This is a genomic window from Bosea sp. 124, from assembly GCF_003046175.1.
Classification (GTDB): domain Bacteria; phylum Pseudomonadota; class Alphaproteobacteria; order Rhizobiales; family Beijerinckiaceae; genus Allobosea.
This window is the reverse complement of sequence record NZ_PZZM01000001.1, coordinates 603,838-627,685: the sequence shown is the minus strand read 5'-3', so window position 1 is coordinate 627,685 and position 23,848 is coordinate 603,838. Positions and strand designations below refer to the sequence as shown.

General features: G+C 67.2%; 25 protein-coding genes. 19 read left to right on the top strand and 6 right to left on the bottom strand.

Translation table 11 applies throughout. The features are described 5' to 3' along the window. Nucleotides 1-16 precede the first annotated feature (16 nt). The 7 genes from C8D03_RS03005 (at nt 17) to eda (ending at nt 6,622) form a co-directional block, all read left to right on the top strand. Nucleotides 17-1,081: an ABC transporter permease gene (locus C8D03_RS03005; protein WP_108044943.1), complete on the top strand. Its 1,065-nt coding sequence runs from the start codon at nt 17-19 to the stop codon at nt 1,079-1,081. Nucleotides 1,082-1,088: 7 nt separating this feature from the next. Continuing rightward, nucleotides 1,089-1,979, top strand: a complete 891-nt coding sequence (locus tag C8D03_RS03000; protein ID WP_108044942.1) for an ABC transporter permease — start codon at nt 1,089-1,091, stop codon at nt 1,977-1,979. A gap of 4 nt (nt 1,980-1,983) precedes the next feature. Further along, a complete protein-coding gene (locus C8D03_RS02995) occupies nt 1,984-2,835 on the top strand; it encodes an ABC transporter ATP-binding protein (protein WP_108044941.1) in 852 nt (283 codons plus the stop codon). A gap of 8 nt (nt 2,836-2,843) precedes the next feature. After that, entirely contained in the window at nt 2,844-3,596 is a 753-nt protein-coding gene (locus C8D03_RS02990; protein WP_108051134.1) for an ABC transporter ATP-binding protein, read from the top strand. Between the two features lie 121 nt (nt 3,597-3,717). Further along, nucleotides 3,718-5,220, top strand: coding sequence for a glucose-6-phosphate dehydrogenase (zwf, locus tag C8D03_RS02985; protein WP_108044940.1), 1,503 nt, complete (start codon nt 3,718-3,720; stop codon nt 5,218-5,220). Beyond that, the gene (gene pgl, locus C8D03_RS02980; RefSeq protein ID WP_108044939.1) at nt 5,220-5,921 is read left to right on the top strand and encodes a 6-phosphogluconolactonase; all 702 of its coding nucleotides are present in this window, start codon (nt 5,220-5,222) and stop codon (nt 5,919-5,921) included. The genes zwf and pgl overlap by 1 nt, the downstream gene beginning before the upstream one ends. 56 nt (nt 5,922-5,977) lie before the next feature. Further along, nucleotides 5,978-6,622: a bifunctional 4-hydroxy-2-oxoglutarate aldolase/2-dehydro-3-deoxy-phosphogluconate aldolase gene (gene eda / locus C8D03_RS02975; RefSeq protein WP_108044938.1), complete on the top strand. Its 645-nt coding sequence runs from the start codon at nt 5,978-5,980 to the stop codon at nt 6,620-6,622. 1 nt (nt 6,623) lies between these two features. Here the strand turns inward: eda and C8D03_RS02970 are convergent, their stop codons facing one another. Next, the gene (locus C8D03_RS02970) at nt 6,624-7,256 is read right to left on the bottom strand and encodes a DUF2239 family protein (protein ID WP_108044937.1); all 633 of its coding nucleotides are present in this window, start codon (nt 7,254-7,256) and stop codon (nt 6,624-6,626) included. An 88-nt stretch (nt 7,257-7,344) separates the two neighbouring features. Here C8D03_RS02970 and C8D03_RS02965 point away from each other — a divergent pair, with 88 nt between their 5' ends. Continuing rightward, nucleotides 7,345-7,680, top strand: coding sequence for a GIY-YIG nuclease family protein (locus C8D03_RS02965; protein WP_108044936.1), 336 nt, complete (start codon nt 7,345-7,347; stop codon nt 7,678-7,680). Nucleotides 7,681-7,682: 2 nt separating this feature from the next. Here C8D03_RS02965 and C8D03_RS02960 read toward each other — a convergent pair whose 3' ends face one another. The 4 genes from C8D03_RS02960 to C8D03_RS02945 form a co-directional block, all read right to left on the bottom strand. Beyond that, on the bottom strand, nt 7,683-8,792 hold the full coding sequence (locus C8D03_RS02960) for an NAD(P)/FAD-dependent oxidoreductase (RefSeq protein WP_108044935.1): 1,110 nt from the start codon (nt 8,790-8,792) through the stop codon (nt 7,683-7,685). Between the two features lie 13 nt (nt 8,793-8,805). After that, nucleotides 8,806-9,990: a M20 aminoacylase family protein gene (locus C8D03_RS02955; protein WP_108044934.1), complete on the bottom strand. Its 1,185-nt coding sequence runs from the start codon at nt 9,988-9,990 to the stop codon at nt 8,806-8,808. 69 nt (nt 9,991-10,059) lie between these two features. Beyond that, complete coding sequence (locus tag C8D03_RS02950; RefSeq protein WP_108044933.1) at nt 10,060-10,449, bottom strand: cupin domain-containing protein; 390 nt, start codon at nt 10,447-10,449, stop codon at nt 10,060-10,062. Between the two features lie 169 nt (nt 10,450-10,618). Beyond that, nucleotides 10,619-11,587 (bottom strand): threonine ammonia-lyase, encoded by a 969-nt coding sequence (locus C8D03_RS02945; RefSeq protein ID WP_108044932.1) that lies wholly within the window; start codon nt 11,585-11,587, stop codon nt 10,619-10,621. A 170-nt stretch (nt 11,588-11,757) separates the two neighbouring features. Between C8D03_RS02945 and argE the strand changes: the two genes are divergently transcribed. The 6 genes from argE (at nt 11,758) to C8D03_RS02915 (ending at nt 18,982) form a co-directional block, all read left to right on the top strand. Then, nucleotides 11,758-12,903 carry an acetylornithine deacetylase gene (gene argE / locus C8D03_RS02940; protein WP_108051132.1) on the top strand — a complete coding sequence of 382 codons (1,146 nt, stop codon included), beginning with the start codon at nt 11,758-11,760 and terminating at the stop codon, nt 12,901-12,903. Between the two features lie 162 nt (nt 12,904-13,065). Beyond that, on the top strand, nt 13,066-14,667 hold the full coding sequence (locus C8D03_RS02935) for an ABC transporter substrate-binding protein (RefSeq protein WP_108044931.1): 1,602 nt from the start codon (nt 13,066-13,068) through the stop codon (nt 14,665-14,667). Nucleotides 14,668-14,832: 165 nt separating this feature from the next. After that, nucleotides 14,833-15,816, top strand: a complete 984-nt coding sequence (locus C8D03_RS02930; protein ID WP_108044930.1) for an ABC transporter permease — start codon at nt 14,833-14,835, stop codon at nt 15,814-15,816. A 189-nt stretch (nt 15,817-16,005) separates the two neighbouring features. Beyond that, complete coding sequence (locus tag C8D03_RS02925) at nt 16,006-16,956, top strand: ABC transporter permease (protein ID WP_108044929.1); 951 nt, start codon at nt 16,006-16,008, stop codon at nt 16,954-16,956. A gap of 5 nt (nt 16,957-16,961) precedes the next feature. Further along, nucleotides 16,962-17,975 carry an ABC transporter ATP-binding protein gene (locus C8D03_RS02920; RefSeq protein ID WP_108044928.1) on the top strand — a complete coding sequence of 338 codons (1,014 nt, stop codon included), beginning with the start codon at nt 16,962-16,964 and terminating at the stop codon, nt 17,973-17,975. Beyond that, nucleotides 17,972-18,982, top strand: coding sequence for an ABC transporter ATP-binding protein (locus C8D03_RS02915; RefSeq protein ID WP_108044927.1), 1,011 nt, complete (start codon nt 17,972-17,974; stop codon nt 18,980-18,982). The genes C8D03_RS02920 and C8D03_RS02915 overlap by 4 nt, the downstream gene beginning before the upstream one ends. A 1-nt stretch (nt 18,983) precedes the next feature. Here C8D03_RS02915 and C8D03_RS02910 read toward each other — a convergent pair whose 3' ends face one another. Continuing rightward, nucleotides 18,984-20,234, bottom strand: coding sequence for a peptide ABC transporter permease (locus C8D03_RS02910; protein WP_108044926.1), 1,251 nt, complete (start codon nt 20,232-20,234; stop codon nt 18,984-18,986). 205 nt (nt 20,235-20,439) lie between these two features. Here C8D03_RS02910 and C8D03_RS02905 point away from each other — a divergent pair, with 205 nt between their 5' ends. From C8D03_RS02905 to C8D03_RS02890, 5 genes are all read left to right on the top strand, one after another. Then, nucleotides 20,440-20,955, top strand: a complete 516-nt coding sequence (locus tag C8D03_RS02905; RefSeq protein WP_108044925.1) for a DUF2478 domain-containing protein — start codon at nt 20,440-20,442, stop codon at nt 20,953-20,955. A gap of 22 nt (nt 20,956-20,977) precedes the next feature. Next, complete coding sequence (locus C8D03_RS02900) at nt 20,978-21,871, top strand: formate dehydrogenase accessory sulfurtransferase FdhD (RefSeq protein ID WP_248308327.1); 894 nt, start codon at nt 20,978-20,980, stop codon at nt 21,869-21,871. Next, nucleotides 21,861-22,490, top strand: coding sequence for a molybdenum cofactor guanylyltransferase MobA (gene mobA, locus C8D03_RS02895; RefSeq protein WP_108044924.1), 630 nt, complete (start codon nt 21,861-21,863; stop codon nt 22,488-22,490). The genes C8D03_RS02900 and mobA overlap by 11 nt, the downstream gene beginning before the upstream one ends. Nucleotides 22,491-22,563: 73 nt before the next feature. Beyond that, nucleotides 22,564-22,689 (top strand): hypothetical protein, encoded by a 126-nt coding sequence (locus tag C8D03_RS26935; protein WP_282568549.1) that lies wholly within the window; start codon nt 22,564-22,566, stop codon nt 22,687-22,689. A 192-nt stretch (nt 22,690-22,881) separates the two neighbouring features. Next, nucleotides 22,882-23,844, top strand: a complete 963-nt coding sequence (locus C8D03_RS02890; protein WP_108044923.1) for a Bug family tripartite tricarboxylate transporter substrate binding protein — start codon at nt 22,882-22,884, stop codon at nt 23,842-23,844. Nucleotides 23,845-23,848 lie beyond the last annotated feature (4 nt).

The following is a 23,848-nucleotide window of genomic DNA, read 5'->3' as shown; positions in this document are numbered from 1 at the left end:
GAAGCGGAAAACTGTGATGACGAGCGTGGCCCAGAGCCCGGTTCGCAGGCGTTCATGGAACGAGACGGCGCGGCGCTGGGCGAAGATCGCCTCGCGCGAGCTCAGCACCGTCGCGATCACCATCTTCGGCCTGCTGCTGATCACCTTCCTGATCGCCCGCGTCGTGCCGATCGATCCGGTTCTCGCCGTGGTCGGCGACAATGCCCGCCCGGAAGTCTATGATGCCGCCCGTGCCGAACTGGGCCTCGACAAGCCGCTCTGGCAGCAATTCGGCATCTATGTCGGCAAGGTCTTCACCGGCGATCTCGGTCGCTCGGTTTTGACCTCCAATACGGTCGTCGACGACATCAAGCGCGTTTTTCCGGCGACGCTTGAACTCGCCACGCTCGGCACCTTGATCGGCTGTCTGCTCGGCATTCCGCTCGGTGTTCTGGCTGCGGTCTATCAGGGCCGCTGGCCGGACCAGGTCGCCCGCGTCATCGGCCTTTTCGGCTATTCGATCCCGGTCTTCTGGCTCGGCCTGATGGGCCTCCTGCTGTTCTACGCCAAGCTCGGCTGGGTCGGCGGGCCGGGACGCGCCGGCGTCGCCTTTCAGGATCTCGTCACGCCGATCACCGGCGTGCTGGTGATCGACACCGCGATCGAGGGGGATTGGGAGGCGTTCCGGGACGCCTGGTCCCATCTCATCCTGCCTTCGGCCGTGCTCGGCATCCTCAGCGTCGCCTATATCAGCCGGATGACGCGCAGCTTCATGATCACCGAGCTGCAGCAGCAATACGTCATCGCCGCCCGCGTGAAGGGCCTGTCGGAGTTCCGTGTCGTCTGGCGCCACGCCATGCACAACGCCTTCGTGCCGCTGGTGACGGTGATCGCCGTCTCCTACATGCACCTGCTCGAGGGCTCGGTGCTGACCGAGACGATCTTCGCCTGGCCCGGACTCGGACGCTACCTCACCAATTCGCTGCTGAATGCCGACATGAACGCGGTGCTGGGCGGCACGCTGGTGATCGGGGCGGTCTTCATCGGCGTCAACCTGCTGTCCGACATCCTCGGCCGGCTCGTCGATCCGCGGACTCGATGAGGCCGGCATGACCACCTGGACCGACTATCTCCTCACCGATTCCCCTGCCTCGCGCCGCCAGGCCCGCCTCGGCCAGATGTATCGGAAATGGCTCGCCTTTCGTCGCAATCCGCTGGCGATGGTCGGCCTCGCCATCATCGTCGCGCTGTTGCTGGTCGCAGCCTTCGCGCCTCTGATCGCCACCGCCAACCCGCTGGCGCAGAACCTCGATTTGCGCCTGCTGCCGCCATCGGGAACCAATTTCTTCGGCACCGACTCGCTTGGCCGCGACATCTTCAGCCGCATCGTCTACGGCACCCGCGTCACGCTGGTGATCGTGCTGCTCGTCGTCGTCTCGGTCGGCCCGATCGGTCTCCTGATCGGCGCGGCCTCGGGCTATCTTGGCGGCTGGGTCGACCGCGCCCTGATGCGCATGACCGACGTCTTTCTCGCCTTCCCGCGGCTCGTGCTGGCGCTCGCCTTCGTGGCGGCACTCGGCCCCGGCCTTGAGAACGCGGTCATCGCCATCGCCATCACCGCCTGGCCTCCCTATGCCCGCGTCGCCCGCGCCGAGACGCTGATCATCCGCCAGCAGGACTACATCGCCGCCGTGCGCCTGCAGGGCGCCTCGCAATGGCGCATCGTCTGGAAGCATGTCGTGCCGATGTGCCTGCCCTCGCTGATCGTCCGCACCACGCTCGACATGGCCGGCGTCATCCTGATCGCGGCGGGCCTCGGCTTCCTTGGCCTCGGCGCCCAGCCGCCGATTCCCGAATGGGGCGCGATGATCTCGGCCGGCCGCGAGCAGATCTTCGACCAATGGTGGGTCGCGACCTTCCCCGGCCTCGCGATCTGCGTCGTCGCGCTCGGCTTCAACCTGCTCGGCGACGGCCTGCGCGACGTCATGGATGCGAGATAGGGCGATGGAACAGCCGCTTCTCGAACTCGACAATCTGCGCGTCGATTTTCACACCCCCACCGGCATCGTCCATGCCGTGCGGGGCCTGTCCTTCACGCTCGGCCGCGAACGGCTCGGCATCGTCGGCGAATCCGGATCCGGCAAGTCGATGACCGGCCGCGCCATTCTCGACCTGATCCCTCATCCGGGCGAAGTCCGGGCCGATCGTCTGAGCTTTCGCGGCCAGGACATGCTCACCATGGACAAGAGCGCCCGGCGCAAGCTGCGCGGCCGCCACATCTCGATGGTGATGCAGGACCCGAAATTCTCGCTGAACCCGGTTCGGACGGTCGGCGACCAGATCGCCGAGGCCTACCGCGTCCACCACAAGGCCAGCGCCCGAGAAGCAAAGCAGCGCTCGCTGGCCATGCTCGAATCCGTGCAGATCCGCGAGCCGGCGCGCGTCTACGACCTCTACCCGCACGAGGTCTCGGGCGGCATGGGCCAGCGCGTCATGATCGCGATGATGCTGATCGCCGAGCCCGACATCCTGATCGCCGACGAGCCGACCTCGGCGCTCGACGTCACCGTGCAACTCCAGATCCTCAAGATCCTCGACGATCTCGTCACCCAGCGCGGCATGGGGCTGATCTTCATCAGCCATGACCTGCATCTGGTGCAGTCCTTCTGCGACCGCGTCATCGTGATGTATGGCGGCAAGGCGATGGAGACGCTGCCAGCCGCCGAACTCGCCGATGAATCCGCCCGCGCCCGGCGCCATCCCTACACGCTCGGCCTGCTCGGCTGCCTGCCGGACCTCGACCATCCCAAGGCGGAACTCGCGACCCTGAACCGAGACCCGGCATGGTTGGTGTGATGGCTGGCATGAATCCTCAACCCGCGATCACCCTCGAAAATCTCAACGTCTCCTTCGGCGATTCCCATGTCGTGAAGGATCTCTCCTTCACGGTCGCACCCGGGGAGAGCTACGGCATCGTCGGCGAATCCGGTTCGGGCAAGTCGACCGTGCTGCGCGTGCTGGCCGGCCTCAACCGCGACTGGAGCGGCACGATCGGGATCGAGGGACAGGACCAGCCGAAGATCCGCGGCAAGGCCTTCCATGCCCGCGTGCAGATGGTCTTTCAGGACCCCTACGGTTCGCTGCATCCGAAGAAGACGGTCGACGACACGCTGGCCGAGCCGCTGGCCATCCACCGCATCGGCGATGCCGAGAAGCGCATCGGCCGGGCGATGTCGGAGGTCGGGCTGCCGGCCTCCTTCCGCTTTCGCTACCCGCACCAGCTCTCCGGCGGCCAGCGCCAGCGCGTCGCGATCGCGCGCGCGCTCGTGCTCGAGCCCTCGATCCTGCTGCTCGACGAACCGACTTCGGCGCTCGACGTCTCGATCCAGGCCGAGGTGCTGAACCTGCTGCAGGCCCTGCGCAGGGAACGAAAGCTGACCTATATCCTCGTCAGTCACGATCTCGCGGTCGTCGCCCATATGTGCGAGCGCCTGCTGGTGATGCAGTTCGGCCGCGGTGTCGAGGAGATGACGGCGCAGACCCTGGCGGCGCGAAGCCCACAGACCGCCTATGCGCAGCAATTGCTGACCGCGAGCGAGGGTTTCAGGCGCGCTTGATCACGGCGCTCTGCACGCAAAGCGTTTGGCAATCCGGCGCCTTGGTCTCATTCTCGTCGCAAGCCCGGAGTCCAGATGGACATCGCTGCGGAAGCGGGACCGGGCACGGAGATTGAGACCTATGGACGCCATCGCCGAACGCTTCCTCCAGCCGGAAACGATCCCCGAGCGAACCCCGGTTCCGCCCTTCGATCTGGTGATCTTCGGCGCGGGCGGGGATCTCGCCATGCGAAAGCTCTTTCCGGCTCTGGCCCAGCGCAGCCGCGAAGGCGTGCTGCCCGGCGAAAGCCGCATCCTCGGCATCGTCCGCAAGGCCGAGGATGTCGAGGGGCTGCCGAAGCAGATCGCCAAGCGGCTCGCCGAGGAAGGCCTTTCGAAGGACGATGTCCACGCCTTCCTGCAACGCCTTACCGTGGTGTTGCTCGATGCGCTCAAGCCCGAGACCTACAAGCCGCTGAAAAAGGAGCTGGGCGACAACGACCGTGTGCGCTCCTTCTATCTCTCGACGCCGCCGGACCTCTTCATTCCGATCTGCGAGAACCTCGCGGCGGCCGGCATCCTGACCCCGACCTCCCGCGTTATCCTGGAAAAGCCGCTCGGGCGCGATCTCGCCTCCGCCCGCGAGATCAACGATGCGGTGGGGCGCATCCTGCCCGAGGACCGGACCTACCGGATCGACCATTATCTCGGCAAGGAGACGGTGCAGAACCTGCTCGTGCTGCGCTTCGCCAACACGCTCTTCGAGCGCTCCTGGACTGGCCGCGACATCGACCATGTCCAGATCACGGTGGCGGAAACCGTTGGGCTGGAGAGCCGCGCCGGCTATTACGACAAGGCCGGGCAGATGCGCGACATGGTCCAGAACCATCTCATGCAGCTCCTTACGCTCTTCGCCATCGAGCCGCCCAATATGCTCGAGGCCGGCGCCGTCCGTGACGAGAAGATCAAGGTCCTGAAGGCGCTGCGCCCCATCGTCGGGCCTGATGTCGAGCGCTACACGGTGCGCGGCCAGTACGGAACAGGCCAGATCGACGGCCAGCGTGTGCCGGGCTATGCCGACGAGCTCGGCCGTCTCAGCAACACCGAGACCTTCGTCTCGATCCGCTGCGAACTCGACAACTGGCGCTGGGCGGGCGTGCCGATCTATCTGCGCACCGGCAAGCGCATGGCGCAGCGCTATTCCGAGATCGCGGTGACCTTCAAGCCGGTGCCGCACTCCATCTTCGGCGGTGGCTCCTGCGACAGGCTCTACGCCAACCGCCTGCTGATCCGCCTCCAGCCGAATGACGGCGTCCAGCTCCAGCTCATGATGAAGGTGCCGGGCTCTGGCCGCCTCAAGATCGTGCCGCGCCAACTCGACCTGCGTTATTCGACCGCTTTCGACGAACGCACGCCCGATGCCTATGAGCGGCTCCTGACCGATGTCATCCGCGGCGACCAGACGCTGTTCATGCATCGCGACGAGGTCGAGCAGGCCTGGCGCTGGGTCGATCCGATCATCGCCGGCTGGCAGGATTATGCGCCGCATCCGCATCGCTACGCGGCCGGTTCCTGGGGCCCTTCGCAGGCGATCGGCCTGATCGAGCGCGAAGGCCGCTCCTGGGCCGATCCGGATTTCGCCTGATGCCCCCGGCTTCCAGCGCCGGCGGCTCGCTCGCCTGGCATCGCTTCGCCACCCTCGCCGAGGCCTCGGAGGCCCTGGCGGAGGCCGTCGCCATCCGCTTGCGCAGCTTGCTTGCGGCGCAGGGCAGGGCCTCGCTCGCCGTTCCCGGCGGCACGACGCCCGCCCGCTTCCTCGCTGCCCTGGGCCGGCATGATCTGCCCTGGGACAAGGTCACGCTGATGCCGACCGACGAGCGTTTCGTCGCGGCCGACGACGCCGCCTCGAACGAGCGCATGATCCGCGAGCAGTTCGCACCGCTGCACGAGGGCAGGGTCGCGTTCCTCTCTTTCCACGACCATGGCAGCGACATCGAGGCCGCCGCCGCCGTGCTCTGCGCCGAGCTTGCGGAGGCGCCGCCGCTCGACCTGCTCGTCAGCGGCATGGGCACGGACGGCCATGTCGCCTCGCTCTTTCCCGGTGGCGAGGCGGCGTTCCTGGCCGCGCCCGACAGCGGCATCGTCGTCGCCCGCCCGCCCGGCCTGCCGCCGCGCCTGTCCCTGTCGCCGGCGCGTCTCGCCGGTGCCGGCTGGGCGAGCCTGCTGGTCTCCGGCGCGGTCAAGGAGGCCGTCCTGAAGACCGCGCCCGGACGCACCGCTCCGCTTCCGGTCGATCTCCTGCTGGGCCGGGAACGGGGGCTCGACGTCTACTGGGCGAAAGAGTAGACCCGCCAGGCTTCGGTCAAATGGATCGCCGTTCAAATCGATTGAAAGACGAGAATATGGACGAGACTGCCGCGATTGCCCGGCTCAAGGCCTGTGGCGTGATTCCGGTCGTGGTGATCGAGGACGCCTCGCGCGCCATCGATTTGGCCCATGCTCTCGTCGCCGGCGGGATCGACGTGGTCGAGGTCACGCTGCGGCGCCCGGCCGGGCTTGCGGCGCTCGAGGCCATCGCGAAGTCGGTGCCGGCCGCGCTGCCCGTGGCCGGCACGGTCGTGACCCCGGCTCAGGTCGCGCAGGTCAGGGATGCCGGCGCGAAGGCCGTTGTCAGCCCCGGCTTCAGCGAAAGCGTTGATGCCGCGCTGAAGGAGGCCGGTCTGCCCTGGCTGCCGGGCGTCGCCACCGCTTCGGACTGCATGCGCGCCGTCGCGGCCGGCCGCACCGTCGCCAAGTTCTTCCCGGCCGAGACGGCCGGGGGGCCGCCGGCGCTGAAGGCGCTGTCGGGCCCCTTCCCGCAGATGAGTTTCTGCCCGACCGGCGGCGTCGGCCTCGCCAACCTGTCGTCCTACCTCGCCTTGCCGCAGGTCATCTGCGTCGGCGGTTCCTGGCTCGTCCCGGCCGATGCCATCGCTTCCGGTGACTGGAAGCGGGTGACGCAACTGGCCAGGGAAGCGCACGACGCCTTCAAGGCGCTACGCGGGTAATTCATCCGCTCGGGCCTGCCTGCGCCGCGCCCCAGCCGAGCCGATGGATGTGCTTTCGGATATCCTCGGGCCAGCTGGCGACTTCCGTCAGGAACCGCGCTTCATCGCCTGCGAAAAGCGCGCGTGACGCCTCCTCGAAACCGGGCCGGTTTCCCGCCATCGCCGACATGAAGCAGTAGGCCGCCTCGCGTGCGAGGCGCTGGCGGCTTTGTCCGCCATCGCGCAGCCGCGCCTCCTCGACGAGACGTCGTAGGGCATGCGAGGCGCCGCCCGATTGCGCCGCCAGCCAGTCCCAATGACGCGGAAGCAGCGTGACCTCGCGCGAGACCACGCCGAGCCTGGGGCGACCGCGGCCGCGCGATGCCGTTTCGGACGAAGCCGCATCGACAGCGGAAGTGCCCTCCGGCAGCCCTGCCAGTCGCGCCTGCACTTCGGCCGCCGAACCGCGCAGATCGAAGTCGATCACGGCTCCGGATCGGTCGTCGAAAGTCAGGATCGACGCGGCCGGATGGGCGAGCGTCGCCGTCTGCACCGCGACGGCGACATCGCGGGGCGAGCCCGAGGAGAGCAGGCGGTCGTCCTGAAACGCGGTGCAAGAGCGGAACGGCGTTTCCAGTGAGTGGTTGTCAGTCATGCGCAATTTGATCCGGGTAAAAAACTTGCCAGATTAATACCCGGGTGATATTTGCCTGTCCAGTGAAAAAACAACACGAGCGAAAGCCATGACGGATTTGGACAGGAAAGCGGCCATTGCCGCCTACAAGGAGCGCAAGATCGCGACCGGCATCTACCGGGTGCGTTGCCTTGCCAGCGGTCAGACGTGGGTGGGGCAGGCGGCCAATCTCGACAAGATCGAGAACCGGATCTGGTTCACGCTACGCCACGGCAGCCATCGTCATCGCGCTTTGCAGGCGGCGTGGCTGCTGCACGGTGCTGAGCATTTCGTGCTGGAGCCGGTCGAACAGCTCGATGAGGAGACCGATCCTTACCTGCGCGACCGCATCCTCAAAGGGCGGCTTGCGCATTGGGCCGTCGAACTTGGCGCCACGGCGATCTGAGATCAGGCGGCGGGCAGCTTCTCCACCACCATCTCGGCGATCGCCAGCGAACTGGTCAGCCCCGGGCTCTCGATGCCGAGCAGGTTGACGAGGTTGGCGACGCCATGGATCTGCGGCCCGTCGATGCGGAAATCCGGCATCGGCTCGGTCGGCCCATGCAGCTTCGGCCGGATGCCGGCATAGTCGGCCACCAGCGCGCCGTCGGTCAGCGCCGGCCAGTAGGTCCGGATCGCGGCGTAGAATTTTTCAGCCCGCGCCGGATCTACGATGAGGTCCTGATCATGCTCGACCCATTCGACATCCGGCCCGAACTTGACCCGCCCCCCCATGTCGATCGTCGCATGGATGCCGAGCCCGGCGGCTTCCGGAACTGGGTAGACCAGATGTGAGAAGGGCTGCTTGCCCAGCAAAGCGAAATAGTTGCCCTTGGCGAAGGACTGCTTCGGGATGTGCTCGGCGGGAAAGCCGTCGAGCGTCGTAAGCAACCGGGGCGCACCATGGCCTGCCGAGTTGACGATTGTCTTCACCGAATAGGTCGCGGGCTCGTCGCCACCGAAATCGACGCTGAAGCCATCCGCCTCGCAGCGCCAGCCTGCGATCGGCGTATTGAGGGCTAGCGAGCCGCCGGCCGCTTCGCATTCGCCGAGCAGCGACAGCATGAAGGCATGGCTGTCGACGACGCCGGTATCGGGCGAGAGCAGCGCGATCTCGCAGCGCACCTCCGGCTCCATCGCCTTGGCCTCGCCGGCATCGAGCCAGCGCAGCGAATCCACGCCGGATGCGTTCGCCCGGGCCATGATCGTCTCCAGCGCCGGCTTCTGCGCGGCGGAGGTGGCGACGATCAGCTTGCCGCAAGCCTTGTGCGGCAAGCCGCGCTCGCGGAGATAGGCATAGAGCCGCTTGCGCCCCTCGACGCAGACGCGGGCCTTGAGCGAGCCGGGCGGATAGTAGATGCCGGCATGGATGACCTCGCTGTTGCGCGCCGAGGTCTGCGTGCCGATGCCCTCCGCGGCTTCCGCGATCACGACCTCGCGGCCGGCGAGCGCCAGCGCCCGCGCCGCAGCGAGGCCCACGACGCCGGCCCCGATCACTAGGCAATCGATGTCATGCATGCGCAGGCGCCTTTCAGGCTTTGCCCGGACCTGACGCAGGCATCGCGGTTTCGATCAGGTTCGCCCAGTAGGTCACGCCGACCGGGATCACCGCGTCGTTGAACTCGTAGGCCGGGTGGTGGAGCCCGGCCGACTCGCCGTTGCCGATATTGATGAAGGCGCCCGGGCGCTCTTCCAGCATGTAGGAGAAATCCTCCGAACCCATCGTCGGAGGCACGGTGGTGTCGACCTTGCCAGCGCCGAAGGCGGCCTCGATCGTCCCGACGACGAAGTCGGCCTGTGCAGCGTGGTTGAAGGTGACCGGATAGCCGAGATGGTAGTCGAGCGTGAAATTCATGCCGAAGGCCTTCATGATGCCATCGGTGATCTCGGTGATGCGCTTCTGCGCGAGTTCGCGCATCTGCGGCGTCAGCGTCCGGACCGAGCCCTTGATCTCGACGGTCTGGGGAATGACGTTGAAGGCCTCGCCGGCGAGCAGCGCCGTGACCGAGACGACGATGGAGTCGAGCGGGTCGGCATTGCGCGAAGACACCGTCTGCAGCGCGGTGACGAGCTGGCAGGCGGCGACGATCGGGTCGTTGACGCGATGCGGGGCTGCGGCATGCCCGCCCTTGCCCTCGATCTTGATGTGGATGCGGTCGGCAGCGGCCATGGTCGGGCCCTTGCGCACGTCGAACTGGCCGATCGGAAGCCCCGGCTTGTTGTGCATGCCGTAGACCTCCTGCACGCCGAAGCGGGTCATCAGCCCGTCGTCGATCATCGCCTTGGCGCCGGCGCCGCCTTCCTCCGCCGGCTGGAAGATCACGACAGCGGTGCCGTCGAAGTCCCGCGTCTCGGCGAGGTATTTGGCGGCGCCGAGCAGCATGGCGGTGTGGCCGTCATGGCCGCAGGCGTGCATCTTGCCGGGCACGGTCGAGCGGTGCTCGAGATTGGTCTCCTCATGGATCGGCAGCGCGTCCATGTCGGCGCGCATGGCGACGACCTTGCCGGAGCCCTGGTTCCGGCCCTTGATGACGCCGACGACGCCGGTCTGGCCGATGCCGGCCACGACCTCGTCCACGCCCCAGGCCTTGAGCTTCTCGGCGACGATGCCGGCGGTGCGGTGCACGTCGTACATCAACTCGGGATGGCGGTGGAGATCGCGGCGGATCGCGGTGATCTCGGGAGCGAGCGCGGCAATCAGTTCGGCTTTGGGCATCGTGACCTCGATGAAGGCGAAGGCGATCCGTCGGCGACGGATCGGATCGGCGGGCTGGAGCGGCGCCGTTCAGGCGTCGGCGGGAACGTAGCGCCGGGACAATTCGTTGCGGTCGTCATAGGACGCCTCGAAGATCGCGGCCGCCAGTGTCGCGCGGACATGCAGTGTCTCGGTGCCGATGTTCTTGAAGCCGTGGCGTGCGCCCGCCGGGACCAGCACCGACTGGTTGGCGGTGACGACCATCTTCTGGTCGCGCAGATAGATCTCGGCGGTGCCGGCCATGACTTCGAGGACCTCCTCGACCGCATGCAGGTGCATCGGCGCGCCGAGGCCGGGCTCGCAGAACTGCTCGAAGATGCAGAGCTGCCGGCTCTGCACGAGGGCCGAAACCCGCATCTCGGTCATCACGCCGTCGCGCCATTTGTCCTGCGGCTGCGTCTTGTGGTCGAGGATCTTCATCTTGCATCCCTCATCGTTCGTCCGCGCCTCGCCTCGACGGCCCCCCGCCGGATCTGGGCGGCGCGGCAATATATCTCCAGAACCCCGAACGCGGCGCAGCGTCAAGGCTCCCAACCGCGACCCCGTTGCGCGCCGTCGGCGCAGCGCGCCACTGCCGCCACGCCGTTCCTCAGACCCCGAACTGCGTCCGCCAGGCCGCGATGTCGTCGAGCGCGACATTCGAGCCGCAGAGCACGAGCCCGATGCGCTCGCCCGGCTGGAACATCTCCTTGCATGCGAGCGCCGCGGCGACGACGCAGGACGCCGCCGGCTCCAGCAGCACCCGCCCGTTCTGCAGCACCCAGGTGATCTCGCGCACCGCCTCGGCATCTGGCACGATCACGATGTCCTCCAGGAACTGGCGGGCGGCCGCCATCGTCCGTTCCGTCGCGAAAGGGGCGCCCAGCGTGCGCGCGATCGAGGTCGGCCGGATCGCGACCGGCTTGCCAGCCTCCAGCGCCTGCGTCATCGCCGTCGCGCCTTCGGTCTCGACACCATGGATGCGGAGCGCCGGGTCGAGCCCCTTCATCGCCGCGCCGACGCCGGCCGCGAAGCCGCCGCCGCCGATCGAGATGAAGACATGGTCGAGCCGGCCGCCCGCGTCGTTGTTCATTTCCAGTCCGAGCGAGCCATGCCCGGCGATGATCGCCGGATCGTCATAGGAATGGACATGGATCATGCCCCGCGCGGCGTAGTCGTCGGCCTTGGCAAAGGCTGCGATCGAATCCTCGCAGAGCTCGACCTCGGCTCCGAGCGAGCGGGTCAGCTCGATGTTGAAAGCCGCAACCGTCTTCGGCATCAGCACGAGCGCCCGGCAGCCCATCGTCTTCGCCACCAGCGCCACGGCGATGGCATGGTTGCCGCCGGAGACCGTGACGACGCCGCGTGCCAGCTCCGCCTCGCTCAGGCCCATCAGCTTGTTGAAGCAGCCGCGCACCTTGAACGAGCCGCCGAGCTGCAGGCTCTCGACCTTGACCACCGTCTCGACGCCGAGCCGGGCCGAAAGCCCGGCGCTGTAAAAGGTCGGCGTGCGTCGGATCTTGCCGGCGATGCGCGCCGCGGCGGCCTGGATGTCGCCCAGAGTGACGTCGAAATTCATGCCTGCGCCTCTTGCTTCATCGCTCTCTTATAGGGGCGCGTCGGCGCGCACGGAAACGGATCGTTGGCAGCGGCGTTGCGGGAGCCTACTACATATATCAGAGGTGTCGGCTTGAAGCTGCCGGCATGAAACCTGCCTTGCGTCGCTTTTTGGAGAACCACCTCGTGACGATGACGCCCAAGCAGATGCTGGCCAGGCTGGTTTCGTTCAACACGGAATCGCAGCGCAGCAATCTCGACCTGATCCATTTCTGCCGCGACTATCTCGCGGGCTTGGGCGTCGAGAGCACGCTCGCGCACAATGCCGATGGCGACAAGGCCAATCTCTACGCCACGATCGGCCCCAGGGTGGACGGCGGCGTCGTCCTCTCCGGCCACACCGATGTCGTGCCGGTCGCCGGCCAGGACTGGACCTCCGATCCCTGGACGCTGACGGAGCGGGACGGCAAGCTCTACGGGCGCGGCTCCTGCGACATGAAGGGCTTCGACGCCATTGCGCTGGCCCTCGTGCCGGAGATGCTGGCCGCGCCGCTGAAGCGGCCGATCCACATTGCCTTGTCCTATGACGAGGAGGTCGGCTGCCAGGGCGCGCGCGTGCTGATCAAGGCGATGGTCGAGGACGGCCTGAAGCCCGCCGCCGTGATCGTCGGCGAACCCTCGATGATGCAGGTGGTCACCGGCCACAAGGGCGGCCTGCGGATGCGCACCACGGTTCGTGGACATGCGGTGCATTCGAGCCGCGTCGATGTCGGCGTGCCGGCCGTGATGATCGCTGGCCGGCTGATCGACTGGCACAACAAGGTGATGGCCGAAAACAAGGCCCGCACCGATGCCGGCAACGGTTTCGAGCCGCCCTACACCACGCTCCATGTCGGAGTCGTCCAGGGCGGAACCGCGGTCAACATCACGGCCGAGCATTGCAGCTTCACCCATGAGGTCCGCTGCATTCCCGGCGAGACCTTCGAGGCTTACGCCGAGCGCTATCGCGCCGAGGTCGCCGAGCTGGAGGCGCAGATGCAGGCGATCGCGCCCGAGACCGGCATCGACTTCGTCATCACCTCCGACACCCCGGCGATGGGGCCCGAGCAGAACGGCGCGTCCGAGGAACTCTGCCGCCGCCTGAGCGGCGACAATGGCCGCCATGTCGTCGCCTATGGCACCGAGGGCGGCCTGTTCCAGCGCGCCGGCTGGTCGACCGTGGTCTGCGGTCCCGGCGACATCGCCCAGGCGCACCAGCCCGACGAGTTCATCACGGTGGCGCAGCTCGACGCCGGCGCGGCTTTCATCCGCAAGCTGATTGCGGATCTGGCGCGCTGACGGGCACCTTGCCGACAAGCCTGCTGGCTGCCGCAAGATCGGGCAGACACTGCTTCCACCCATGCACCCCGCGCGCATTAGACCCGTGACTCGTGCGCGGCCTGCCCCTAACATCCTCTCCTTTCAGGCGCCGCAGGCTGCCTGCAAGGGAGGTATCATCCGATGAAATCGCGTGTTTTCGGCTTTGCTGCCGCGTTGATCGGGGTTTCGGTGCTGGCGCTGGGCGCGGCCGAGGCCAGGCCGCTGAAATGGGCCGCTGCCGGCGACGCCCTCACGATCGACCCGCACGGCCAGAACGAGGGTCCGACCACCTCGCTCAACCAGCACCTTTATGAAAGCCTGACCGAGCGCGACCACGCCGGCAGGCTCCTGCCGCTGCTCGCCTCGTCCTGGCGCGTGCTGCCCGACGATGCGACGACCTGGGAATTCAAGCTCGAAGCGGGCGTCAAATTCCATGACGGCAGCGCGCTGACCGCCGACGACGTGGTGTTCTCCTATGAGCGCGCCATGCAGCCGACCTCGGACTTCAAGGGCTATCTGACCTCGGTCGAGAAGGTCAGCAAGGTCGACGACCTGACGGTGCGGATCAAGACCAAGGGGCCGAACCCGCTGCTGGTCAACAACACCTCCTCGATCCGGATCATGAGCAAGGCCTGGGCCGAGAAGAACGGCGCCACCAAGGCGCAGGATTTCAAGAACAAGGAAGAGAACTTCGCAGTCCGCAACGCCAACGGCACCGGCCCCTTCACGCTGGTATCGCGAGAGGCCGACGTGAAGACGGTGATGAAGCGCAACGACGCCTACTGGAACAAGGCCAAGGTGCCGCTGGAGGTGACCGAGCTGACCTTCGTGCCGATCAAGCAGGATGCCACCCGCGTCGCGGCGCTGCTCTCCGGCGAGGTCGATTTCGTCCAGGACGTGCCGGTGCAGGACATCGCGCGGCTCAAGAGCCAGCCCAAGCTCAGGGTCAATTCGGGCGCCGAGAACCGCACCATCTTCTTCGGTATGGATGTCGCCTCCGCCGACCTGAAGGGCGACGACGTCCAGGGCAAGAACCCCTTCGCCGACAAGAAAGTGCGCCAGGCGCTCAACATGGCGATCAACCGTGCGGCGATCCAGCGCGTCGTCATGCGCGGCGAGTCGGTGCCGACCGGCATCATCATGCCGCCCTTCGTGAACGGTTGGACGAAGGAGCTGGACGCGGCTCCGCCGACCGACGTCGCCAAGGCCAAGGCGCTGCTGGCGGAGGCCGGCTATCCCGCCGGCTTCTCGACGACGCTGCATTGCCCGAACGACCGCTACGTCAATGACGAGGGCATCTGCCAGGCGGCCGTCGGCATGTTCGGCCAGATCGGCATCAAGGTGAACCTGGTCTCGCAGTCGAAGTCGATCCACTTCAACCTGATCCAGAAGAACCCGGCCGAGACCGAGTTCTATCTCGTCGGCTGGGGCGTCCCGACCTACGATTCCGACTACATCTTCTCCTACATGTATCACTCGCGCACCGGCTCGCAGGGCTCCTGGAACGCCACCGGCTACAAGGACGCCGAGGTCGATACGATGATCGAGTCGCTCTCGAAGGAGGTCGACATCCCCAAGCGCGACGCGACCATCGCCAAGCTCTGGGCCCGGCTGAAGGACGAGACGATCTACCTGCCGATCCACCATCAGTCGCTGAGCTACGCGATGAACACCACGCTCGATATCCCGGTCGATGTCGGCAACAACCCGAAGCTGAAGATGGTGAGCTTCAAGGGGTCGTAGTTCACGCGAAGTCTCCGCGTGAACCTCAACCGTCGTGCTCGCCCTTCTGGCGAGCATCCACGTCTGGGTCGTAGAGCTCGATGACCGAAGGCGTGGATGGTCGGGGCAAGCCCGACCATGACGGAGGGCCTGTGTATGCGTGGCAGGATGACAAGGTAACCCGCGATGCTTGCCTATATCCTGCGCTCTCTGATGCAGGGGCTGGTGGTCATGCTGGCCGTCGCCTTCATCGCCTTCTCGATGTTTCGCTTCGTCGGCGATCCGGTCGTCAACATGCTCGGCCAGGAGGCGACGCTGCAGGACCGCGCCGAGCTGACCGAGCGCCTCGGCCTCAACGACCCGGTGCCGCTGCAATTCGCCCGCTTCGTCATCGACGCGGCGCAGGGCGATTTCGGCATTTCCTACCGCCAGGGCCGCAAGGTCTCCTCGCTGATCCTCGAGCGGCTCCCGGCGACGGTCGAGCTTGCCGTGCTCTCCGCGCTCTTCGCCTTCGTCACCGGCATCGCGCTCGGCGTCTATGCCGCGATCCGGCGCGACGGCTGGATCGCCAATCTGGTGATGTCGCTCTCGCTGATCGGCGTCAGCCTGCCGACCTTCCTGATCGGCATCGGGCTGATCTACATCTTCGCAGTCGAACTGCGCTGGCTGCCCTCCTTCGGGCGCGGCGACACGGTCGCGCTCGGCTGGTGGACGACGGGCCTGCTTACGACGAGCGGCCTGAAATCGCTGGTCATGCCGGTGCTGACGCTCGGCTTCCTCCAGCTCACCTTGATCATGCGCCTCGTCCGCTCCGAGATGCTGGAGGTGATGCGGGCCGATTTCATCCGCTTCGCCCGCGCGCGCGGCATCCCCGAGCACCGGATCGAGTTCCGCCATGCCCTGCGCAACACCATGATCCCGGTCATCACCATCGCCGGCCTGCAACTGGGCGGCGTCATCGCCTTCGCCATCGTCACCGAGACGGTGTTCCAGTGGCCGGGGCTGGGGGCGCTCTTCGTCAACGCGGTGCAGTTCGTCGATGTGCCGGTGATGTCGGCCTATCTGCTCTTCGTCGCCTTCGTCTTCGTCCTCACCTCGCTCGTCGTCGATCTTGTCTATGTCGCGCTCGATCCACGGCTGCGGGCCGGCAATCCGGCCATGGCGAAGTGAGGGAGTCATGAGCGGGATCGACCATGCTGTCATTCCGGTGCGACCCGCAGGGTCGAACCCGGAACGCACGACCGGGCGACGAATGTCCGATCAACCGTGCTTGATGATGGCCCATGGCGAAGCGGTTCACCCAGCCATGGGCTCCGGGTTCTTCGCTTCGCGAAGCCCCGGAATGACGGGGGGCGCGTAGTGACGACGCTTCACGCTCCGACTCCGGCAAAGCCGCCCGGCCGCTTTGCGCGACTCTGGGATTCCGATCTCGCTTTCTCCTTCCGCTCGTCGCCGGTCACCGTGATCGCGACCGTGCTGGCGCTGCTGTTGGTCATGGCGGCGGTCGCGGCTCCGCTGATCGCGCCCTACGACCCCTTCGATCCCGCCTCGCTCGATCTCTCCGACGGCTTCTCGCGACCGATGGAGCCCAATGAGATCACCGGCAAGGTCTTCTGGCTGGGCTCGGATTCGCAAGGGCGCGACATTTTCTCGGCCATTCTCTACGGCTCGCGCGTCTCGCTTCTGGTCGGCGCAGCCTCGGTCCTGTTCTCGCTGGTGATCGGCGTGGGACTGGGGCTGGTCGCCGGCTATGTCGGCGGCCGCACCGAGGCCCTGATCATGCGCATCGCCGACGTGCAGCTGTCCTTTCCGGCCATTCTCGTGGCGCTTCTGGTCTTCGGCGTGGCACGCGGGCTGATCCCGCCGGCCCTGCAGGAGCGCATGACGCTGCTGGTGCTCGTCATCGCCATCGGCCTGTCGAACTGGGCCCAATATGCCCGCACCGTGCGCGGCTCGACCCTGGTCGAGAAGAACAAGGTCTATGTCGATGCAGCCCGCCTGATCGGGCTCAAGGCCTGGCCGGTGATGCTCAAGCACGTCCTGCCCAATGTCGCCGGGCCGGTGCTGGTCATCGCCACGATCAATCTGGCGCTGGCCGTGATCGAGGAGGCGACGCTGTCCTTTCTCGGTGTCGGTATGCCGCCGACCCAGCCCTCGCTTGGCACGCTGATCCGCTTCGGCCAGCAATATCTCTTCTCGGGCGAATGGTGGATCCTGCTCTTTCCCTCGCTCGTGCTGGTGCTGCTCGCCTTGTCGATCAACCTGTTCGGCGACTGGCTGCGCGATGCGCTCAACCCGAAGCTGAGATGAGTGCGATGTCTGCCGAGGAAGCCGGACCGGTGCTCTCCGTGCGCGATCTCACCGTCGAGTTCGTCACGCGGCGCGGCACGCTGCGCGCGCTCGACCGCGTTTCCTTCGAGGTCGGGCGCGGCGAGGTGCTCGGTGTCGTCGGCGAATCGGGCGCCGGGAAATCGGTCACCGGCGCGGCCATCATCGGCCTGATCGACCCGCCGGGCCGGATCGCCGGCGGCGAGGTGCTGCTGTCGGGTGCGAGGGTCGACAACCTGCCGCCCGAGGCGATGCGCAAGCTGCGCGGCAAGCGCATCGGCATGATCTTCCAGGACCCGTTGACCAGCCTGAACCCGCTCTACCGCGTCGGTGAGCAGTTGATCGAGACGATCCACGTCCATAGCGATCTCAGCGCCGCGCAGGCCCGCGCCCGGGCCATCGCGCTGCTGGACGAGGTCGGCATCCCGGCGCCGGAACGGCGCATCGACGGCTATCCGCACGAATTCTCCGGCGGCATGCGCCAGCGCGTGGTGATCGCGCTCGCGCTCTGCGCCGAGCCGGAATTCATCATCGCCGACGAGCCGACGACGGCGCTCGATGTCTCGGTCCAGGCCCAGATCATCGCGCTGATCAAGAAGCTCTGCCGGGAGCGCGGCACCTCGGTGATGCTCGTGACCCACGACATGGGCGTCATCGCCGAGACGGCCGACCGGGTCGCGGTGATGTATGCCGGCCGCGTCGCCGAGATCGGCCCGGTGCGCGAAGTGGTGAAGCAGCCGCTCCACCCCTATGCGAAGGGGTTGATGGGCGCGATCCCCTCGCTCGAGGGCGAGGCGCAGCGGCTGGTGCAGATCCCGGGCTCGATGCCGCGCCTCTCGGCGATTCCACCGGGCTGCGCCTTCAACCCGCGTTGCGCACAGGCCTTCGCCCGCTGTCATGTCGAGCAGCCGGAATTGGTCGTGGTCGGCGATCGCAAGGTCGCATGTCATCTCTACGACGAACCGTCATTCGGCGGCGTGAGGGCGGAGATCGGGAGATGAGCCACCGCTCCGGCACCGAGCCTGCCTTCGTCGAGGTCCGCCATCTCAGGCGCGTCTTCGATGTTTCGAAGCCCTGGCTCAACCGAGTTCTGGAGAATGCGCCGAGGCAGTATCTCAAGGCGGTCGACGGCGTTTCCTTCGACATCCGCAAGGGCGAGACCTTCGCGCTCGTCGGTGAATCCGGCTCCGGCAAGTCGACGGTGGCGCGCATGGTCGTCGGTCTGCTGCCGCCATCCGAGGGCACGGTCGCGATTGCCGGCGTCTCGATGCACGAGGCCGCCGCCGCAAAGGAGCGCCAGCGCCTGCGCCGGCGCATCCAGATGATCTTCCAGGACCCTTACGCCTCGCTCAATCCGCGCTGGCGCGTCGGGCGCATCATCGCCGAGCCGATCCGCGCCTTCGACCTGATCCAGGGGGAGGCCGAGATCGCCCACCGCGTCGGCGAACTCCTGACGCTGGTTGGACTGCATCCCGACGATCGCTCGAAATTCCCGCACGAATTCTCCGGCGGCCAGCGCCAGCGCATCGCGATCGCCCGCGCGCTCGCCTCCGATGCCGAATTCATCGTCTGCGACGAGCCGACCTCGGCGCTCGACGTCTCGGTCCAGGCCCAGATCCTCAACCTGATGCGCGATCTGCAGGAGCGGCTCGGGCTGACCTATCTCTTCATCTCGCATAATCTCGCCGTCGTCCGGCACATGGCGACGCGCATCGGGGTGATGTATCTCGGCCGCCTCGTCGAGGTTTCGGAGGGGCGGCAGCTCTTCGCGAACCCGCGCCATCCCTATACGCGGATGCTGCTCGATGCGGTGCCCGACCTCGCCATGGTCGGAAAGTCGCGCGAGGCCGTGAAGGGCGAGATCCCGAACCCGATCAGCCCGCCCTCGGGCTGCACCTTCCACCCGCGCTGCCCGCTGGTCTTCGACCGCTGCCGGGTCGAGAATCCATCGGTGATCGACGGCGTCGCCTGCCACGCCGTCAATGCAGGGCGCGAGGCCGCGGCCTGAGCTATCCGGCCGTGCCGCCGGCCTTGGGACGGCTGGTCCCGGCCGGCTTGAGCGAAAGCGGCGCGACCGGCCGGTCGGTGCGGTACTGCCCGCGCGCGATGGCGCCGAACATCAGCACGACGGCCGCCAGCGTCATCAGCCACCAGGGCTGCAGGGTCGCGAAGCCGAGCGCGCTCAGCGCGAAAGCCGTGCTGAAGGCCGCGACGCCGCCGGCGGCGAGCGCGCTCGGCATGCGGCCTGCGGCGCGGATCGCGAAATAGAGGCAGGCTGAGGCCGCCGTCGCACCGACGATGCCGAGTTCGTACCAGACCTCGAAGAGCAGCGTCGTCGGCGCCGGCTGCGGCAGGGCGCCGATCATCCGGCCGCGCAGCACGGTGTCGAGACCGTGCCCGGTGATGAGCTTGAACGGCTCGCGGCTGACGACATCGGCCCAGACCGCCAGCGTCTGCGTGAATTCGCCGGCACCCTGCGGAAAGGTCGAGACGATCGGCATCAGCAGGAAGGGCAGCAGTGGCGCGATCAGAATCAGCACCGCGATGATCGCGGCGATGATGGTCGACGCCGCCTCGCGATTCGCGCTTACGGCGCCGAAAGCGACGGCACCGCAGATCATGGCGACGGCCTCGCCATCCTCGAACCGCGTCAGCGCGAGCAGGCCGACCACGAGTGCCAGCCCGACCGCGCTCAGCCCCCGCTCGCGCGAGAGCAGCCAGGCGAGCGCCGGCCAGGCCATGATCAGGATGACGCTGATGCCGCGCTCGACGCCAGCATCCGTGTCCGCGTGGCGCAGCGCCGCGATCACGACCAGCGCCAGCGCGAAGGCACCGGCGATGCCGGTGCCCAGCGCGGCGAGGTTGAGGTTCGACGCCCGCATCCGCTCCGGCAGCGCCGCCATGCCGCAGATGCCGAGCACGACTGCAAGCACGAGATTGCCTGCCTTTTCCGTTGCCGAGGCGGTGTAGGGGCTCCAGACCAGCGAGAGCACCGCCCAGCCGACGAGACCGACCAGGATCATGCCCGGCCGGCTCAGCAGGGCGCGCTTCAACGTCGAGACGAAGGTGGCGGGCTCCTCGATCAGCGCTGCGATGATCAGCAGGACGACCCCGATCGGCGCGAGCACGACGGCAGCGCGGCGCGAGACCAGCGATGCGATCGGCAAGACGAGCGCCAGCGTACCGAAGCCGATGCGGCGCAACAGCCGTGCCGCGTCGGTAGCGGGGTCGAGCGGGGTCTGAAGGTGGCGATGCGACATGAATTGCGAACCGGACGACGGTCTCCCGCCGGAAAAAGCGCCGGAGATGGACCTGTTTTACCGTAACCGGCCCGTGCGGGCGCGACTGTAGGTGCGGCGCAACACTTCGTTGGCATCTTGCGCGCAGCCGGATCGGGCCTGCGGCGAAAGCACCCCCGCCGCCAAGGTGCTTTCGCGAAACGCGCTTTCATGGGATGACGTCGTCATGACGCTGCTGGCCGCTATCCCTTATTCCTCCGGTTTCCAGATCGACGGGTTCATGGCTGGTCTCGCGCTCCGCCTGAAGGAGCGCGGCCTGCGCCTCGGCGGTGTCGTGCAGCACAATGACGGGGCCTGCGAGCAGGGCTGCCTGTCGATGGCGCTGGAAGACCTCTCCAGCGGCGTTCGCTTTCCGATCAGCGAGAATCGCGGCGCCGCCTCTGCCGGATGCCGGCTCGACGCGACCGGGCTCGCCGCCGCCGGCGGAGCGCTCACCGCCGCGCTGGCTGGCGAGACCGATCTCGTCATCGTCAACAAGTTCGGCCGTCAGGAGATGCTCGGCCAGGGCCTGCGCCAGGAAATCGCCGCCGCCCTGATGGCGGATGTGCCACTGCTGATCGCCGTGCGGCAGGATCTGCTGCCGGCCTGGCGCGAATTCGCCGGCGAGGACTGGACCGAGCTTCCGGCCGAGGCCGGGCCGGTCGAGGCCTGGGCGCTTTCCCTGGCCCGCCTCGCCGCCTGATCGCCGCCGCGGAGCAGCTTCGATGGCGCAGGACATGAGCTTTCTCGACGACTACCTGGTTCGGCCCGATCCGCAGGCGCCGCGCCTCGGCGCGACCGTCTCCGGCATCGACCAGACGGGTGCCACGGTCGAGACCCGCGTCGTCACCGAACGTGCGCTGACGCTTTATCTCAATGCGCAGGAGATCGTCACGATGATGACGATCGGCGACCATCCCGACTCTCTCGCGCTCGGCTATCTTCTGAACCAGAACATGCTGAAACGCGGCGATGTCGTCGATGCCGTGGATTACGACGAGGAGCTCGAGGTCGTCGTGGTGCGCACGCCGGGTCGCACCAATTTCGAGGAGAAGCTCAAGAAGAAGACGCTGACCTCCGGTTGCGCGCAGGGCACGGCTTTTGGGGACCTGATGGAGGCGATCGACGAGATCGAGCTGCCCAGGGCCGAACTGCGCACGAGCTGGCTCTACGCCCTGACGAAGAAGATCAACACCACGCCCTCGCTCTATCTCGAGGCCGGCGCGATCCATGGCTGCGTGCTCTGCGAGGCCGACAAGCCCTTGGTCTATATGGAGGATGTCGGCCGCCACAACGCCGTCGACAAGGTCGCCGGCTGGATGTTCCGGCACGATGTCGATCCGGCGAAGATGATCTTCTACACCACTGGCCGCCTGACCTCGGAAATGGTCATCAAGACAGTTCGCATGGGCATCCCCGTGCTGGTCTCGCGCTCGGGCTTCACCGAATGGGGTGTCGAACTCGCGCGCAAGGCTGGTCTCACCCTGATCGGCCGGGCGCGCGGCAAGCGTTTCGTCGCGTTGGCGGGCGAGGAGAACATCGTCTTCGACCAGGATCCCGACAGCGTCGAGGAGGAGGGCGGCCGGAACCGCCGGAAGGGGAGCGAGCGTGACGACTGATGTTCGAACCCTCGGCCTTCTCCTCGCCGGCGGTCTCGCCCGCCGCATGGGCGGCGGCGACAAGCCCCTGCGCCTGATCGCGGGCCGCAGCATCCTCGCCCATGTGATCGAGCGTCTCGGCCCGCAATCGGACGGGCTGCTGGTCAACGCCAATGGCGACCCCGGGCGCTTCGCCGATTACGGCCTGCCGGTCGTCGCCGATGACGTGCCGGACTTCGCCGGACCGCTGGCCGGCATCCTCGCCGGGCTCGACTGGATGGCGGCGCGCCGGCCCGAACTGGAATGGCTCGTCAGCGTCGCCGCCGACACGCCCTTCATCCCACATGACCTCGTCGCCCGCCTGCATGCGGCGCGCGAGGCGCATGGCCAGCCGCTCGCCTGCGCCGCATCGGGCGGTTGGACGCACCCCGTCATCGGGCTCTGGCCCGTCTCGTTGCGCGAAGATCTGCGCCACGCCCTGACGATCGAAGACGAGCGCAAGATCGACCGCTGGACCGCGCGCCATGGCTGCGCCAGTGCCGAATGGCCGGTTGCGCCGGTCGATCCGTTCTTCAACGCCAACAGGCCCGACGATCTGGCGGAGGCCGAGCGGCTTTTCGCCGCCTTGCCGCCGGCTTGAACCCATCTCGGTGGCTCGCTATCTCTTCTGATAAGAGCGGCTTATCGCTGCCGTGCTCATCCGGGGGAAGATCATGAAATCATTCGTCGTCGCCGTCGCCGTCGCCGCCATCCTGGCCTTCGGGGCCAATGTGGTGCTCAACGACTTCTTCCAGAAGCCGGTCGAGGTCGCCTTCGCCAACAGCGGCGTCAGGCTCTGAGCCGGGCTATCTCGCGCCAGCATAACTGGTAGTCCGCTCCAGGGCATCGACGATCGTCGCAGCCTTCGTCAGGCTCCACCCATAGCAAGAATGCGCTGGGGGCCGGCGTGGGCAGGCGCGCCGGGTCGATGCCCGGCTGCAGCGTCCTCGTCCGCATCCTGATCCTCACGGCCGCGCCCTGGGAGGATCACGATGTTCCGCAGCCTGCTGCTTTGCCTTGCCCTCGTCGCCGCGCCGCAACTGCGGGCGGAGGATTATCCGACGAAGCCGATCGCGGTCATCGTCCCGGCCGCGCCGGGCGGAGCGACCGACGTGCTCGCGCGCCTTGTGGCGCAATCGATGTCGGTGACCCTCGGCCAGAACCTGATTATCGAGAACATCGCCGGCGCCGGCGGGACGACCGGCATGGCCCGCGCTGCGAAGGCGGCGCCGGACGGCTACACACTCGGCTTCGGCAATATGGGGCATCTCGCCGCCAATGTGGCGCTCTATCCGAAGCTGGGTTTCGATCCGCGCAAGGATTTCGAACCGCTCGGCGTCGTCGCCGACGTGCCGATGGTGCTGGCTGTCAGCAACAAGAGCGGCATTCGCACGCTCGCGGATTATCTGGCCTATATGCGCGCCAAGCCAGGGGCCCTCAACATCGGCACCTCGGGGCCGGGTTCGACCGGCCATCTCGCGCCGACCCTGCTGATGAAGCTGGCCGATGCCAAGGCGACGCTCGTCACCTACCGGGGCGCGGCCCCCGCCATCACGGATCTGATGTCGGGCACGATCGACTCCGTCTTCGACCAAACGGTGACGATGATCCCGCTGCACGAGGCGAAATCGGCCTATGCCGTGGCGATCTCCAGCCAGAGCCGCATCGTCCAGCTCCCGGACGTGCCGACCTTCGCCGAGGCCGGGTTGCCCGCTTTCGACATGGTGGTCTGGCAGGGCTTCGTCGTGCCGACCGGCACGCCGAAGCCGGTGCTCGACAAGCTTGGCGCCGCGCTGGCGCGGGCGCTCGAGGATCCCGAGGTCCTGAAGCGCTTCGCCATTCTCGCGGCAACCGCGCCCGCCCCCTCCGATCGCGGCGCCGAGCCGATGCGTCGGCGCATCGCATCCGACGTCGCCCGCTGGATCGACGTGCTCGGCGTGCCGGCGGCGAACTGAGGTC

Coding starts and splice junctions, on each gene's coding strand:
- C8D03_RS02935 (WP_108044931.1), top strand. CDS start 13,066: ATGAAATCGCGTGTTTTCGGCTTTGCTGCCGCGTTGATCGGGGTTTCG.
- eda (WP_108044938.1), top strand. CDS start 5,978: ATGGACGAGACTGCCGCGATTGCCCGGCTCAAGGCCTGTGGCGTGATT.
- C8D03_RS02990 (WP_108051134.1), top strand. CDS start 2,844: ATGAATCCTCAACCCGCGATCACCCTCGAAAATCTCAACGTCTCCTTC.
- C8D03_RS02955 (WP_108044934.1), bottom strand. CDS start 9,990: ATGCCCAAAGCCGAACTGATTGCCGCGCTCGCTCCCGAGATCACCGCG.
- C8D03_RS02960 (WP_108044935.1), bottom strand. CDS start 8,792: ATGCATGACATCGATTGCCTAGTGATCGGGGCCGGCGTCGTGGGCCTC.
- C8D03_RS02920 (WP_108044928.1), top strand. CDS start 16,962: ATGTCTGCCGAGGAAGCCGGACCGGTGCTCTCCGTGCGCGATCTCACC.
- C8D03_RS02995 (WP_108044941.1), top strand. CDS start 1,984: ATGGAACAGCCGCTTCTCGAACTCGACAATCTGCGCGTCGATTTTCAC.
- C8D03_RS02910 (WP_108044926.1), bottom strand. CDS start 20,234: ATGTCGCATCGCCACCTTCAGACCCCGCTCGACCCCGCTACCGACGCG.
- C8D03_RS02905 (WP_108044925.1), top strand. CDS start 20,440: ATGACGCTGCTGGCCGCTATCCCTTATTCCTCCGGTTTCCAGATCGAC.
- C8D03_RS02970 (WP_108044937.1), bottom strand. CDS start 7,256: ATGACTGACAACCACTCACTGGAAACGCCGTTCCGCTCTTGCACCGCG.
- C8D03_RS02930 (WP_108044930.1), top strand. CDS start 14,833: ATGCTTGCCTATATCCTGCGCTCTCTGATGCAGGGGCTGGTGGTCATG.
- argE (WP_108051132.1), top strand. CDS start 11,758: ATGACGCCCAAGCAGATGCTGGCCAGGCTGGTTTCGTTCAACACGGAA.
- C8D03_RS03000 (WP_108044942.1), top strand. CDS start 1,089: ATGACCACCTGGACCGACTATCTCCTCACCGATTCCCCTGCCTCGCGC.
- C8D03_RS02950 (WP_108044933.1), bottom strand. CDS start 10,449: ATGAAGATCCTCGACCACAAGACGCAGCCGCAGGACAAATGGCGCGAC.
- C8D03_RS02945 (WP_108044932.1), bottom strand. CDS start 11,587: ATGAATTTCGACGTCACTCTGGGCGACATCCAGGCCGCCGCGGCGCGC.
- zwf (WP_108044940.1), top strand. CDS start 3,718: ATGGACGCCATCGCCGAACGCTTCCTCCAGCCGGAAACGATCCCCGAG.
- C8D03_RS26935 (WP_282568549.1), top strand. CDS start 22,564: ATGAAATCATTCGTCGTCGCCGTCGCCGTCGCCGCCATCCTGGCCTTC.
- C8D03_RS02900 (WP_248308327.1), top strand. CDS start 20,978: ATGGCGCAGGACATGAGCTTTCTCGACGACTACCTGGTTCGGCCCGAT.
- pgl (WP_108044939.1), top strand. CDS start 5,220: ATGCCCCCGGCTTCCAGCGCCGGCGGCTCGCTCGCCTGGCATCGCTTC.
- C8D03_RS02965 (WP_108044936.1), top strand. CDS start 7,345: ATGACGGATTTGGACAGGAAAGCGGCCATTGCCGCCTACAAGGAGCGC.
- C8D03_RS03005 (WP_108044943.1), top strand. CDS start 17: ATGACGAGCGTGGCCCAGAGCCCGGTTCGCAGGCGTTCATGGAACGAG.
- C8D03_RS02915 (WP_108044927.1), top strand. CDS start 17,972: ATGAGCCACCGCTCCGGCACCGAGCCTGCCTTCGTCGAGGTCCGCCAT.
- C8D03_RS02890 (WP_108044923.1), top strand. CDS start 22,882: ATGTTCCGCAGCCTGCTGCTTTGCCTTGCCCTCGTCGCCGCGCCGCAA.